Source organism: Sorangium sp. So ce590 (assembly GCF_051521365.1).
In the GTDB taxonomy this organism is placed as follows: Bacteria; Myxococcota_A; Polyangia; order Polyangiales; family Polyangiaceae; genus Sorangium.
Genome location: NZ_CP150346.1, coordinates 1999054 through 2013132 on the forward strand (window position 1 = coordinate 1999054; position 14079 = coordinate 2013132).

Sequence of the window (14079 nt, forward strand, 5' to 3'; positions counted from 1 at the left end):
GTCGCGCGTCGGGTCACTCAAGCGGGCCGTCCTTCCAGCCGGCCGCGCCCTCGTCCGTGCGCTTGCGGATCTGGAACTCCACCCGGCGGTTCCTGGCCCGGCCGTCGGGGGCGCGGTTGTCGGCGATGGGCCGGCGCGCGCCGAAGCCGCGCGCCTCGAGGCGGCGGGCGTCGATGCCGTGCGCCGTGAGCCACGCGACGACGGCGAGCGCGCGGCGCTGCGAGAGCTTCAGGTTCGCCTGAGCGTTGCCCTGGTTGTCCGTGTGGCCGTCGACCGCGACCCGGGCGATCTCGGGGTGCTCCTCGAGGACCGCCGCGACCTCGGAGAGCAGCTCGAAGCTCTCCGGCTCGATCTCGGCCCTGCCGGTCGGGAACTGGACCTGCTGCAGGATGACGATCTGCGAGCCCTCGATGCGCACCGCGAACGGGCAGCCGTGCGTCGCGCGGTCCTCGCTCGGCTTGCCGCGCTCGTAGGGGCAGGCGTCCGTCGCGTTGGGGATGCCGTCGCCGTCCGTGTCCGCGGGGCAGCCGTGCTTCGACGTGGGCCGCGACCCCGCGCTCCCGGGGGCGCCGTCCGCGGCGGCGCTGCTCACCCCCGGCACGTCCGGGCAGCGATCGTCGATGTCGTAGATCCCGTCCTCGTCCCGGTCCGGCGGGCAGCCGCGCCGGAACCCCGGCCGCGCGCCCGCGGCCGGCGGGCGCGCCTCGCCGATGACCCGCGGGCACGCGTCCTCCGCGTCGGGGACCGAGTCCCCGTCGAGATCGGCGACCGGAGCCGGCGCCCGCGCGGCGCCCCGGCCGCCGCCCGCCCCCGCAGGCGCGGCCGCGGGGACCCGGGAGGCGGCGGGGGCCGTCGCCGCCGGCAGGACGTCGGCGGCGATGCCGAGCGCCGCGAAGAAGCGCGCCTTCGGCGTGCCGGGCAGCCGCCCGAAGCCGGGGCCGGCGCCCGCGTCCAGCGTGAGCGGGCCCAGCGACCAGCGCGCTGTGAGCAGGAGCTCCGCCCCCGCGCGGCCCGGGACCCGGAGCGCCGACGCCTCGCCGGCGGCGGCCCACACGGAGAGCTCCGACCCGAGCTGCAGCGGGCCTTTGCGGACGCCGGCGCCTGCGGAGAAGAAGACCTCGCTGCCCGTCAGGCTGTCCGCCGAGGCCGGCTGGAACCGGCCCCCCGCCGAGGCCGCCCAGAGGAAGCCCGGGTGCTCCGCCCCCACGATCACCCGCGGCGCGTAGCGCACGGCGCCCGCGCCGGCGAACGCCGACGCGTCGCCGGTCGGCAGCCAGACGGAGAGCCCGAGCGCCGCCGCCGGCCGGAGCCCCTCCTGGGGCAGGAGCGCCACCCTGCCGCCGAGCTGGAGATCGGCGAGGGCGGCGCCGCCGGCGGGCGCCGTGACGCGGACGTCCCCGAGCGCGCCGGACGCGCCGCCCTGGTCCAGCACGAGCGGCACGTCGAGGTCGAGCTTGACCCGGCGCAGGAGCTCGACGCTCGCGAGCGCATGGAGGATCGCCTGCCGGTCCACCCACGTTACAGCGCCTGCAGGCGCTGTCCCGCGCAGGCTGAGCGGTTGATATGAATAGGAAAGTAGCAGTCCGACCGCCGGCCGGAGCTCGCCGGATACGCCGGCAGAAGGGACGGTGGACAACCCGTCGCCCGCGGGCGCGGGAGCGAGCCTGTCGAGCGCGGTGGCCTCCTGCGCCGCGGCCGGCATGGAAGCCGAGGCGGCGGCGACGAGGAGCGAGGAGGCCAGGAGGGGCGCGATGACGCGCGCCGACCAATACGCCATCGGTCTGCTCGTATCCCATTGCCTGGTCTCTTGCAACGCCGATCTCGATCCGGTAGCGTGCGGCGGGCGTGGCACCGTCAAATGGCCAGTCCGTCGCTGTCGCGGTGCTCCTCGGCTGCGCCAGCCACGTTGGTTACGTCGGCGCGTCGAGCGCCGCAGAGCCGACGCCCGGATATCCAGAGGCGGTCATCCAATGGGGCGTGCAGAGAGGAGAGACGTGCGATCACATCGCAGAGGTCCTCTACGGCTCGCCCAGGCACGTTGGGCTGATCCATCGATATAACCGCGTTGCGTGCGGCCCGGGCACGACGCTCGCGGAGGGGCTCACGCTCGTCCTCCCCGCCGAGGTGACGTCGATCCCCGACGCGAAGATCCGGTCGATGCACCCGGACGTGCGCGCGCGCCCGGCGGCCGGCGCCTGGTCGCCCGCGACGCCGGGGCTGCCGCTCCTCACGAACTCGAGCGTCAACACGCTGGATGAGGGGCGCGCAGATATCGAGTTCGTGGATCGGACTCGGGTGCTGCTCGCGCCCAATACGCTCGTCGTCATCTACGGTACGGCGAGCCGAACCCGGGTATCGAAGACGCCGCCGGCGGCCGTCGAGCTCGCGGACGGCGAGGTGAAGGCAGCGCTCGCCGCGCTGCGCGGCCAGTCGGTCGAGGTCGCCACGGGCGGGGGCGGCCGGGTGAGCGCGTCGTCGCGAGACACCGTGGTGCAGCGGCGCGGCGAGCGCACGACGGTCGCGGTGTTCGACGGCAAGGCGGGCGTCAGCTCGGGCGGCACCTCCGTCGTGGTCCCGAAGGATCATGGCACCCGGTTCGCGGACAGGTCGCCGCCCGCGCGCCCGCGCCCGCTGCCGCCGCCGCCGGCGTGGACGACCGCGGACGCCGCGCCTGTCGCGCTCGCGCCGGGGGGGCTCGGCGTCCTGTCGGCGTCGTGGCAGCCCGCGCCCGGGGCGGCCGGCTACCGCGTCGAGGTCGCGCGCGACCCGGAGCTCAACGACCTCATCGTCCGCGAGGAGGTGAAGCCGGACGTCGTGTCCTTCCGCGCGGAGAAGATGCCGGCCGGCGCCTATTTCCTCCGGGTCCGGGTCATCGATCGGGAGGAGTACCTGGGGGTGGGCGCGGTGCGCACGTTCCACCTCGTCGCCGCGCGGGTCTCGGGGGGCGTCGCCCCGGCGGCGCGGGAGATCACCGCGAACCCCTACGGGGTCATCGAGCTCACGCCGACCCCCGCGCTCGAGCTGTCGCTCGACGACGGGCCGTTCGGCCCGATCCCCGAGCGCATCGACCTCCTCCAGCGCGCCCCGCGCGAGCTCCGGCTGCGCGAGCGGGGCAGCGCCGCGCCCGCGGCGGTGACGTCGCTCCCGGTCCGGTACACGAACGTGGGCGCGGCGGTCCGGGCTGCGCGCGTGGCGACGGCGGACGGGCAGGCGCTCGAGGCGCGGGTGGAGCTCGAAGGGCTCGCGGGGATCGACGTCGCGCAGCGGGTGGCGCCGCGGATCTTCGCCCACCTGCCGGGCGGGGTGCGCTCCGCCGCGCTGACCGGCGGCGAGCGCGGCGGAGCGCTTGTCGCGCGGATCCCGCTGCCCCGGGCGGCGATGCGCCCTGACGAGCCGCTGCGCGTCCGGATCGACGTGGCGGACGGCCGCGGCGGTGTGCTCGGCACGAGCGACGCCGAGCTGCCCGCCGCCCCGGGGCCGGCGCGAGCGCCGCCGCGGGCGCCCCCGGCGGCCCCGGCCGCGCCCGTGCTGGGCGCGTACCTCCCGCTCCTGCCGGTGTCCGTGTCGGCGGACGTGCTCTGGCTCGCGCCCACGCCGCCCGCCGTGGTCGCCGTCGGCGCGGCCGCGGTGCGCTCCGGGGGCGACTGGGTCGCTGCGGGGCAGGTGCGCGCGAGCGGCGCCGTCGGACCGCTGGGGCTCGACATCTCGCTGCGATCGAACCCCGCCGGCGACGGCGAGGGGGTGGGCAGCGCCGGCTGGATCGGCGCGCGCTACCGCGTCCTGCGCCTCGGGCGCTCGGAGCTCGAGCTCGGCCCCACGCTCCGCCTCGGCGTGCCCTTGGCCGACGGGAGCCCGCCTGTCCGCATCGAGCCCGGGGTCGCGCTCGGCGGCGCGGCGGGCCGGCTGACGTGGGTTGTCGACCTCGGCGCGCGCCTCCGCGCCGCGGGCGGCGAGGGGGCCGAGGGCGGCGCGGCGGGCGGCGGTGAGCTGACCACGTCGGCGGCGCAGGGCTTCCTGCTGGCCGGCGTGGCGGCCGACGCCGCGTCGTGGCTCCGGCTGCACAGCGCGCTGGATCTGCACCTCGTCCAGCGGGACCACGCGGCGAACGATGGGTTCGCCGGCCTGTCGGCGGGCGCCGAGGCCGGCGGCGCGCTGTTCGGGGCGCTCTCCGTGCGGGTGAGCCCCTGGCGCGAGGCGGGCGAGGGCCCGGTGACGGCGCAGATCGCGGTGGGCTTCCGCGAGGCCTCGCCGTGAGCGCCGACGACGGCGCGCGCCGGCCGCCGGACGGGGACGCCGGCCGCACCGTGCTGAAGGGCGGGCGGGCGCTGGGCCCCCGGCCGGCGCCCGATCCTCACCTGTCCACCGGCCGCCTGGCGGGCGCGGAGACGCTCCCCTCGGACGTGCCCGAAGCGGGCCCGTCGCAGCGGGTGGGCGTCGGGCGGGTCCTTGGCGGCAAGTACAACCTCGTGCGGCTGCTCGGCGCGGGCGGGATGGGGGAGGTCTACGAGGCGGAGCACGTCCTGCTCGGCGTCCCGGTCGCGGTGAAGACGATGCACCCGCACATCGCGATGCTCCCGGAGAGCCGGCGGCGGTTCCTCCGCGAGGCGCGCGCCGCCTCCAGGCTCGTGCACCGGAACGTGGTCAAGGTGCTCGACCTCGGCGGCGACGAGGACGACGGCGACGAGCTGATCTACCTCGTGATGGAGCTGCTCAAGGGGCAGTCGCTCGCCGCGCGGCTCCGGGCGCCGCGCGAGCTGCTGGGCCTCGCGGAGGCGACGGCCATCTTCGCCGGCATCCTCGAGGGCGTGGGCGCCGCGCACGGGTCCGGCATCGTGCACCGCGACCTCAAGCCGGAGAACGTGCTGCTCGCGGAGCAGGACGGGGAGCTCGTCGCCAAGGTCGTCGATTTCGGCCTGGCGCACCTCGACGACCCGCTCGACGCCGGCCCGACGCTCACCTCGAGCGACATGGTCGCGGGCACGCCGGAGTACATGAGCCCCGAGCAGTGCCGCTCGCTCGTCGTGGGCCCGAGCTCCGATCTTTACTCGTGTGGCTGTATTCTTACAGCTTTGTTGCAAGGTACGCCGCCGTTCTGCGGTCTCCCTGCGGTGGAGCTCATGGCGATGCACATGTTCTCGATCCCGCCGCCGCTGATCCGCCCGCCCGGGGCTCCGCCGGTCCCGCCGCTCCTGGAGCGGCTCCGGCTGGACCTCCTGTCGAAGCTGCCGGAGCGGCGCCCGGAGAGCGCCGCGGCGGCGCGGGCGCGGCTCGACGAGGCGATGTCGCGGGAGGCGGAGGCGCGGCGGCTGCCCGAGCGCAAGGCGGACGTGCCGCTCGGGGGGCGGGGCGAGCGCGCGCAGCCCTGGCTGGACGGCGAGACCGCGCGGTTCGCGCCGGTCCCGGAGCACGCCGTCGCGCTGCTCCGGCTGGCGCCGGCGGGCCAGGGGTTCAGCGAGGCGTGCGAGATCGGGCTCGACGCGCAGGGCATCCACCTCGCCGAGGTGCCCGACGCCGCCGCGCTTGTCGCGTCGGGGCTCGGCGTGGCGGTGATCGACGCCGGCGCCGACGTGGAGGCCGCGTGCGCGCTGCTCGAAGCGCTCGGCCGCGCGGCGCCCGGCGTGCGCGCGGTCGTGTGCGCGTCCGGTCTCTCCTCGGAGAGGATGAACGCCCTCGTCGCGGCGGGCGCCGCGGATGTGACGCGGTATCCGGTGGCGCCGGACGTGCTGTCGCGCAAGATCGCGCGGGTCGTGCGCCGCGGGCGCTGAAGTGCGGCGCGGAGCGGCAGCCGTGGCCGCACGCCGCGCAGGCGAGCGACCAGGCGCTCATGGCCGGCCGAGAGGAGGCTGGGCGTGAGCCGCCGGGGTGGATGACCGCAAGGCGGTCAGCGCGGCCTGGTAGACGGCCTGGAAGCGAGCCTGCTCGGGCGCGAGCTCGGCGGCGCGTCTCAGCGGCTCGAGCGCCTGGTCCTTGTGGCCTTGCCGGACCAGGGCGAGGCCCAGCGCGTGGAGCAGCTCGGCCTGCTCGGGGAGGCGGGTGATGCCGCGCCGAAGCAGCGCGACGCCGTCCGCGTCGCGACCGAGCGCGCGATAGAGGTCGGCGAGGTTCACGTAGGTGGGGACGTAGCCGGGCTCGATGCGAAGCGCGGCGAGGTAGGCCTGCTCGGCGTCGCGCCGCTTGCCCGTGCGGGTGAAGATGAGGCCCAGGTTGTTCTGGGCTTCGGCTCGATCGGCGTGGAGGGTTTGCGTGGCGATGTACTCGCGCAACGCTCCGTCCAGATCCCGCGCGGCGCGCTCGGGCAAGGCGCCGAGGTCGACGCCCGCGAGCACGCGCGCGGCTTCGACGCGCACACCGCGCACGGGATCGGCGAGGAGCGGCGCGGCGACGGCCGCGGCGCGACGAGGGTCGTGGCCCTCCAATGCGCTGAGCGCAGCGCGTCGCAGCAGCGGGTCGGGATCGGCGAGCGCCGAGCGGAGGACGGCGAGCGACGCGGCTGTCGGGGCGACGCGCAGCGACGCGAGCGCGGTGGCGCGCGCGATGGCGGGGTTTTCGCGGTCGGTCGCGAGCCGCTGGAGCTCGGCGGCGACGGCCGGGTCGCCGGGCGCGGTGCGCGCGAGCGCGAAGACCTCGGCGGTTGTCTGGTAGCTCTGCGCGGGGCGGCCGAGCCAGGCTTGCACGGCGTCGGCGGCCCAGCGCGCGGGCTTCTGCGCGTGGCAATCGGTGCATGTGTTCGGGATCCCGAGGTGGACCGAGAGATCCGGCCGAGGCACCCGGAAGCCGTGATCGTGACGGACGTCGACGCCCATGTACGTGCGCGCCGGCATGTGGCAGTCGACGCAGCGCGGAGCGGCGTGCCCGCCGGGCGTGACGCTGCCGTTCGCGGCGTGGTGGTGATGCTCGGGGACATCGAAGCGCGCCGGTTCGTGGCAGGACGCGCACACGCCGTTGCCCTCGGCGCGCAGACGGCCGGAGTGCGGCTCGTGGCAGTCGCTGCACGTCACGCCGGCGTGCGCCATCTTGCTCTGCTGGAATGAGCCGTAGGTGAAGACCTCGTCGTTCATCACGCCGTCGGGCGTGTAGGAGGGCGCGGTCAGCAGCTCGGGCGCGACGCTGTCGAGCAGCGGGGCGCCGTGCCGGAGCGGCTGCGAGAGGGTCTCGCGGCGGCTGTGGCAGAACGCGCACGTGGCGCTTTCGGTGCCGCTCGAGGGCCTCTTGCCACGCTGCGCGGTGCCGCTGGGCAGCCGTGTCCACGTGGTGTCCTGACGCTCGTCGAAGCGCACGTCGAGGCCCTTCGAGGGGTCCGACGTCCGAGCCTTGGTCCAGTCGAGGTGGCGCGCGCCGCCGCCGTGGCAGCCTTCGCACCCGACGCTGATCTCGGACCAGGTGGTGGTGAAGCGATCCGCGGCCGCGTCGTATCCTTTCGTGACGTGCGTCGAATGGCACTCGGCGCACATGTGGTTCCAGTTCTGGCTGGCGGCGGTCCAGTGCAGCACGTCGCCGGCGCGCACGCTGTCGCGCTCTTGCAGGTGATACCAGCGCTGCCCACCGCGTGCTTTGGGGCGCGAGTCCCACGCAAACGGCAGCACCTGCAAGCGTCCGCCCGGGCCGGCAACGAGGTACTGCTGGAGCGGTTCGACGCCGAAGGTGTACAACACCTCGTAGCGGTGCAGCTGGCCATCGGGGCCGTCCGTGGTGACCCAGTATTTTCCGTCCTGGCGATCGAAGCGGTGGACCAGCCCAGCGTAACGCAGGCGCGCCCCCCCGAAGTCTCCGAGCACGGTGGCGGCGCTCGCGTGCTGCATGGCCCGCGCGTGCTGCGAGCCCTGCCACGCGGCGTGCTCTTCGGCGTGGCACGGCGCGCAGCGGTCGCTGCCGACGAAGCCGGCCGCTGCGCGCTCTGGCGAGTCCTCCGCCGGACTCACCCGCTCTGCGGTACCCGACGAGGCCTCCGCGGCGTCGCCGTGCCCCGCCCCGGGTCTCGCCCCCGGAGCGCTCGCCGTGGGGGCGTCGGCTGGCGTGAGGGAGGATGCGTTCGTGGGCGCGCGCCAGACCACGAGCGCGGCGAGCGCCAGGGTCAGGACGGCGAGGGGCCACCAACGAATGAGCCGGGGATCAGCCATGAGCGGAGCGGAGGCGAGCACCGCTGCGAGACTCGGGTCGTGCAGAGACGCCCGGGTCTCGCGTGCGGCGGGGTGCGCGTTTACTCGGTGAGGATGACTCCGCGGTCGGTCGCGTACTGCGTCCACGCGGCGGCGAGCTCGGCCGCCACCTCGGGATGAGCCGCGGACACGTCGTTGATCTCGCCGCGGTCGGTGGCCAGATCGTACAGCGTCCAGGCGCGCGGCGTCGGGCCATGAGGCGCGCTGAGCCACAGCAGCTTCCAGTTGTCGCGGATCACGTAGCGGTGGTTGCCGTGCTCCCAGATCAACCTCTCACCGGGCGCGCGCACGCTGGTCGCCCGATCTTCGAGCGCCGGCAGGATCGAGCGCCCGCTGATCGGCTCGACGGCCCTGTCCTTGTAGGTGCTCCCCGGATCGGGCACACCGGCCAGATCGAGCACGGTCGGCAGAAAATCGACAACGTGCGTGGTTCCGTCGAACTGCGGCCTGGCCTGGTGCTGTCCCGGCAGCCGTGCGATGGCCGGAACGGCGATGCCGCCTTCGGTCGTGTAGCTCTTCCACAGCCGGAACGGCGTGGCGCTCACCTCGGCCCAGCGGGGCCCGACGCCAATGTACGAACCCGGTCGACCGAGGTTCTCGAGCGTGTTCACCACCGGCCCGGAGCGGCTCGGGTCGCTGGCGGCGAAGCCCTCGCGATTGCCACCCTCCGCGCCGTTGTCGGACTGGAAGAAGATGAAGGTGTTCTCGTACTCGCCGACCCGCTTGAGGTACTGGATCAGCCTGCCGATGTTGGCGTCGAGGTTCTCGACCATGGCGGCGTAGATCTCCATGCGCCGCGCTTCGTAGATCCTCTCCTCCGGCCCGAGCTCTTCCCAGGTCTTCGGGTTGCTGCCGCCGCTCGGCAAGCGGGGATTCGGCGTGAACGATCCGGGGATGATGCCGCGGCTCTTGAGCCGCGCGAGGCGCTGCTCGCGGATGGCGTCGTAGCCCGCGTCGTAGCGGCCGCGGTACCTGTCGATGTACTCGGGCGGAGCCTGAAGCGGCCAGTGCGGCGTGGTGTACGTCGCGAACGCGAAGAACGGCTTGCCGTCGGCGCGGTTGCTCTCGATGTACTGGATGAGCTTGTCCGTGTAGAGCTCGGTCGCGTAGAAGTCGCGCGGCGGCTGCGTGTACACGCCGTCCTCGCGATAGAGCCGGGTCTGCGCGGACGTCGGCGGATCGGCGTACTCGTTGAAGAACGTCGCCACGCCGCCGAGCAGGACGTACGATTTCTCGAAGCCGCGCGCCGCCGGGCTCTGATCCTCCGCGTCGCCGAGGTGCCACTTGCCGGCGATGTACGTATGGTAACCGGCGTCTTTCAGGAGCTCGGCCACGGACAGCGCGTTGTCGGTCAGGTGGCCCTCGTAGCCGGGCTGCCCTGCTTGCGGTCCACTACCACCGCCCATGCGGCCCAGCCCGACGGAGTGGCTATAGGTGCCGGAGACCAGCATCGCGCGGGTCGGCGCGCACAGCGATCCGGAGCGGTGCCCGGTGAGGATGCGGCCTTCGGCGGCGAGTGTATCGAGGTTCGGGGTGGTGATCTCGCCGCCGAACGCGCCGAGGTCCGAGAAGCCCAGATCGTCGGCCACGATCGTGACGATGTTGGGCAACTCGGCGCCCGTGCCGCCCCCGCCCGCACCGCCGCCGCCCGCACCGCCGCCGCCCGCTGCACCGCCGGCCCCGGCAGCGCCGCCGGCCCCGCCAGCACCGCCGGCCCCGGCAGCACCTCCGTCCCCGCCCGCACCGCCGCCGCCCGCTGCGCCGCCGTCCCCGCCAGCACCGCCGGCCCCGCCAGCACCGCCGGCCCCGGCAGCGCCGCCCGAGCCCGCTGCACCGCCGGCCCCGGCAGCGCCGCCGGCGCCGCCCGTGGCGTTGCCGGTGCTGCTCGTGGAGCCACCCGACCCGCCGCTCGAGCTGCCGGTCTGACCGGCGCTGCCACCGCTGCCCGAGTCATCGTCGCTCTGGCAGCCGATCGGGCCGAGCAGCATGGCCAACAACCAGGGCCCGCTCGCGAGCGCCGAACCAATCCATCGGTGACGTTCGAAGAACCGCTTCATACCTGTCTCCTTGAGAGTGCTGGAAGCGCCGCATGCCGGAGTCGAACGTCGTCGGAAGCGAGGTTCCGCCGTCATCCCGGAGGGACGCCTCGGTTCGCGCACTGGCAAAAGCTCAGCGGGGCGCGCCACGAGAAGGGCGGCCTCTGACGGTGATGAGCCCCGTGGCTCGGCCGTCACGACGAACGGCAGCGTGGCGCGTCGCCGTGGACGCGCCACGCTGCCTCGCTGTTCTCCTCGCCGCAGCTCGCGCCGCGGCGCATGCGGCTAACTACAGCAAGAACGACAGGTGCTCGTTCGGCAGCACGCGCCTGGGGCGCTCGAGTGAGCACCGAACGTTCGCGTGGCCACGAGGAAAGGATGCATTCGTCCGTTATAACAGATGCAGTGACGTTATGCAAGACAATTCTCGCGCCGCGGAGCCGTGGATCGACATGCTGAAGGCGCTGAGCGTCGACGAGCGACGGGTGGCCGCGCAGCTCGAGCTGCTGGGGCTGGTGCGCCGGTCCCGGATCGCGGCGGTTCGCCCCCGCGGAGCCGTCCTGCCCGTGTCCCGGACCCGGCTCGGCGGCCTGCGTCCGGTGCTCCTCGGGTGCCGGCGCGCTTGACTCCGACAGGCGGGGGTTCTATTACATTCGCGCATCTAGATACAGGGATACATGGGTCTTTCCGAGTACATCGAGACGCTGAACCTCCTCGGGGACGAGAGCCGGATACGGCTGTGCGTGCTCCTCCGCGAGCGCGAGCTGCGGGTGACGGATCTGGTTCGCGTGACGGGCATCGCGCAGTCGCGCGTCTCGACGCACCTCGGGCGGCTCCGCGAGGCAGGGTTCGTCCGGGACAGGCGTCAGGGGCCGCAGTCGTTCTATGCGCTCGCGGTCGATACCCTGCCCGGGACCGCGAAGGCCCTCCTCGATGAGGCCACGAAGTCGGCCGACCCGACCCTGGAAGGCGACAAGCGGCGCCTCCTGGAGCTCGACGCCGAGCGGCGCGGTGGCCTCCCGGAGTCCTTCGCCGGTGAGATGGAGAGGCACTACTCCCCGGGCCGCACGTGGCAGTCGCTCGCGGTCGGCCTCGCCGCATTGCTCCGCCTCGGCGACGTCCTCGACGTCGGCTCGGGCGACGGCGCGGCGGCCGGATCGCTCGCACCCTACTGCCGCTCGCTCACCTGCATCGACTCGAGCAGCCGGATGATCGAGGCCGCGAAAGAGCGATTCGCGACCCTGCCCCACGTCCGCGTCCAGGTCGCCGATGTCCACGATCTGCCGTTCCAGAAGGCCTCCTTCGACTCGGTCCTCGTGTTTCACACGCTGACCTACGCCGAGCAGCCGCCGCGGGCGCTGGAAGAGTGCGCACGCGTGCTCCGCCCGGGCGGACGGCTGGTGATCCTGTCGCTCGACGCGCACCAGCAGCGGGAGGTCACCGCGCCCTACGGCGAGCGCCACCCCGGCTTTTCGCCCTCCGACCTCCGCGCCATGCTCACCCGCGCGAGGCTCGATGTCGTCGTGGCCGACGTCGCCTGCCGCGAGGCGAAGAAGCCACATTTTCAGGTCGTGCTCGCCATCGCCGACAAGCCGACCCCGGGTCCCTCCAAGAGCGCCAAGCGAGGCTGATCAGGCCGTCCAACAACCCCACGCCTCCCCTTCATCCACTCCAGAAGCTCCTCCAGAGCCGCATCGCCATCATCGACGGGGCGATGGGGACGACCATCCGCACCTACGGGATGAAGGAAGCGGACATCCGGGGCAAGCGATTCGCGGATTCGAAGAAAGACCTGCTGAACAACGGTGATCTGTTCACGCTCACGCAGCCGGAGATGATCTGCGATATCCACCGGCGGTTCCTCGAGGCCGGCGCGGACATCATCGAGACAAACACCTTCGGCGCGACGAGCATCACCCAGAGCGAGTTCTTCGTGGACGACCCGCGGGAGCACGGCGGGCGGAAAGATCCCGCCTTCTATCAAGGGATCATCGACGACCCGTTCCTCAACGACCTCTCCTGGGAGATCAACGAACAGTCCGCGCGGCAGTGCCGCGAATGGGCGGATCGCGTGGCGAACGCCGACGGGCGGCAGCGGTTCGTCGCGGGCGCCATCGGCCCGCTCACCGTCTCCCTGTCCAACTCCCCGGACGCCGACGACTCCGGCTTCCGCGTCGTGACGTTCGATCAGGTGAAAGAGGCGTACGTCCACCAGATCCGCGCCTTGATCGCCGGCGGCTCCGACGTGCTGCTGGTCGAGACCATCTTCGACTCGCTCAACGCGAAGGCCGCGCTCGTCGCCATTCGAGAGGTGTTCGACAAGGACGGCAAGACCCTGCCGGTGATGATCTCGGCGGCGGTCGGGCGCGGCGGAGAGACGATGATCTCCGCGCAGACGGTCGAGGCGTTCTGGACCGCGGTGAAGCACGTGAACCCGCTCGCCGTCGGGCTGAACTGCTCGCTCGGCCCGGACCTGATGTATCCGTTCCTGTCCGAGCTCTCGGAGAAGTCCAGCGCCGCGATCTCCTGCTACCCGAACGCCGGCCTGCCCAACCCGCTCTCGCCCACGGGCTTCGATCTGGAGCCGCCGGACATGGTGATCGGCGGGGCGACGACCAGCAAGGCGCACACCGCCGTGAAGGTGGCCCCGCATTACAGCGAGCCGGTCGTGCATGTGGTCGACGCGAGCCGCGCCGTGCCCGTCACGACGAGCCTCCTGAGCGAGGAGGGCAAGCCGGCGTTCGTCGCCCAGCACCGCGCCGAGTACGAGAGGCTCCGGCAGATTCACAGGGCGCCGAAGCACAAGCTCGTCCCCCTCGAGGCCGCGCGCGCGAACCGGACGCGGATCGAGTGGCGCGCCGAGGACCTGCCGGTGCCCGAGTTCACCGGCGCGCGCGTGCTCGAGGATTTCCCGCTCGCCACCTTGCGCGAGTACATCGACTGGACGCCGTTCTTTCACACGTGGGAGCTGAAGGGCGTCTATCCGCGGATCCTGGAGCACGCCAAGTACGGCGAGCAAGCGCGCCAGCTCTTCTCCGAGGCGAACGCGCTGCTCGACAGGATCATCGAGGAGAAGCTGCTGACGGCGCGCGGCGTGTATGGCTTCTTCGCCGCGAGCGCCGTGGGCGACGACGTGGAGGTCTACGCGGACGGGACGCGCACGACGGTGCTCGAGCGGCTTCACTTCCTGCGCCAGCAGACGGCGAGGGAGAACGGCGAGCCGAACCGGTCGCTCGTGGATTTCATCGCGCCCAAGGAGACCGGCCTCCCGGACCACATCGCCGGCTTCGCGGTGACCTCCGGGATCGGCCTGAAGGAGCTGTGCGAGCGGTTCAGGGCGAGCTACGACGACTACAACGCCATCATGGCCGAGGCGATCGCGGATCGCCTGGCCGAGGCGTTCGCCGAGTGCCTGCACAAGCGGGTGCGCGACGAGTGGGGCTATGGCCGGCAGGAGGACCTGACCAAGAGCGAGCTCATCGAGGAGAAATACCGCGGCATCAGGCCCGCGGCGGGGTACCCTGCGTGCCCGGATCACACAGAGAAAGGCACGCTCTGGCGGCTGCTCGACGTCGAGAAGAACACCGGCATCCAGATCACCGAGTCGTTCGCGATGTGGCCCGGCTCAAGCGTGAGCGGCCTCTACTTCGCGCACCCGCAGGCCCGGTACTTCAGCCTGGGGAAGATCGATCGTGACCAGGTGGTCGACTACCACGTGCGCAAGGGCATGACCGTCGCGGACGTCGAGCGCTGGCTCGGCCAGAACCTCAACTACGACGCTTCGAGCTAGCACCTCTGGGCTCGAAAGGAGCTGACGGTTCAGGTCGAGCCGGGCCGCGCGTTTCATCCTCCGGGGTCGGCGGTCCCGCCGCCGTCCGTCCTACCCC

The 14079-nt window shown here is 73.1% G+C and carries 8 protein-coding genes; 5 read left to right on the plus strand and 3 right to left on the minus strand.

All coding sequences use genetic code 11. The features are described 5' to 3' along the window. Positions 1–13 precede the first annotated feature (13 nt). Positions 14–1777: an OmpA family protein gene (locus tag WMF28_RS07500; RefSeq protein ID WP_437601411.1), complete on the minus strand. Its 1764-nt coding sequence runs from the start codon at positions 1775–1777 to the stop codon at positions 14–16. Positions 1778–1845: 68 nt separating this feature from the next. Between WMF28_RS07500 and WMF28_RS07505 the strand changes: the two genes are divergently transcribed. Next, a complete protein-coding gene (locus WMF28_RS07505; protein ID WP_437601412.1) occupies positions 1846–4254 on the plus strand; it encodes a FecR domain-containing protein in 2409 nt (802 codons plus the stop codon). Then, complete coding sequence (locus WMF28_RS07510; protein ID WP_437601414.1) at positions 4251–5765, plus strand: serine/threonine-protein kinase; 1515 nt, start codon at positions 4251–4253, stop codon at positions 5763–5765. The genes WMF28_RS07505 and WMF28_RS07510 overlap by 4 nt, the downstream gene beginning before the upstream one ends. A gap of 57 nt (positions 5766–5822) precedes the next feature. Here WMF28_RS07510 and WMF28_RS07515 read toward each other — a convergent pair whose 3' ends face one another. Both WMF28_RS07515 and WMF28_RS07520 read right to left on the minus strand, forming a co-directional pair. After that, positions 5823–8117 (minus strand): multiheme c-type cytochrome, encoded by a 2295-nt coding sequence (locus tag WMF28_RS07515; protein WP_437601415.1) that lies wholly within the window; start codon positions 8115–8117, stop codon positions 5823–5825. Positions 8118–8197: 80 nt separating this feature from the next. Next, complete coding sequence (locus tag WMF28_RS07520) at positions 8198–10213, minus strand: arylsulfatase (RefSeq protein WP_437601417.1); 2016 nt, start codon at positions 10211–10213, stop codon at positions 8198–8200. A gap of 392 nt (positions 10214–10605) precedes the next feature. Between WMF28_RS07520 and WMF28_RS07525 the strand changes: the two genes are divergently transcribed. From WMF28_RS07525 to WMF28_RS07535, 3 genes are read left to right on the plus strand one after another with little or no spacing between them, the layout of a single operon-like run. Continuing rightward, positions 10606–10818: a hypothetical protein gene (locus WMF28_RS07525; RefSeq protein ID WP_437601418.1), complete on the plus strand. Its 213-nt coding sequence runs from the start codon at positions 10606–10608 to the stop codon at positions 10816–10818. Between the two features lie 51 nt (positions 10819–10869). Continuing rightward, positions 10870–11823: an ArsR/SmtB family transcription factor gene (locus tag WMF28_RS07530; protein WP_437601419.1), complete on the plus strand. Its 954-nt coding sequence runs from the start codon at positions 10870–10872 to the stop codon at positions 11821–11823. After that, positions 11823–13982 (plus strand): vitamin B12 dependent-methionine synthase activation domain-containing protein, encoded by a 2160-nt coding sequence (locus WMF28_RS07535; RefSeq protein WP_437604225.1) that lies wholly within the window; start codon positions 11823–11825, stop codon positions 13980–13982. Before WMF28_RS07530 ends, WMF28_RS07535 begins: the two co-directional genes overlap by 1 nt. The last annotated feature ends 97 nt before the right edge of the window (positions 13983–14079 follow it).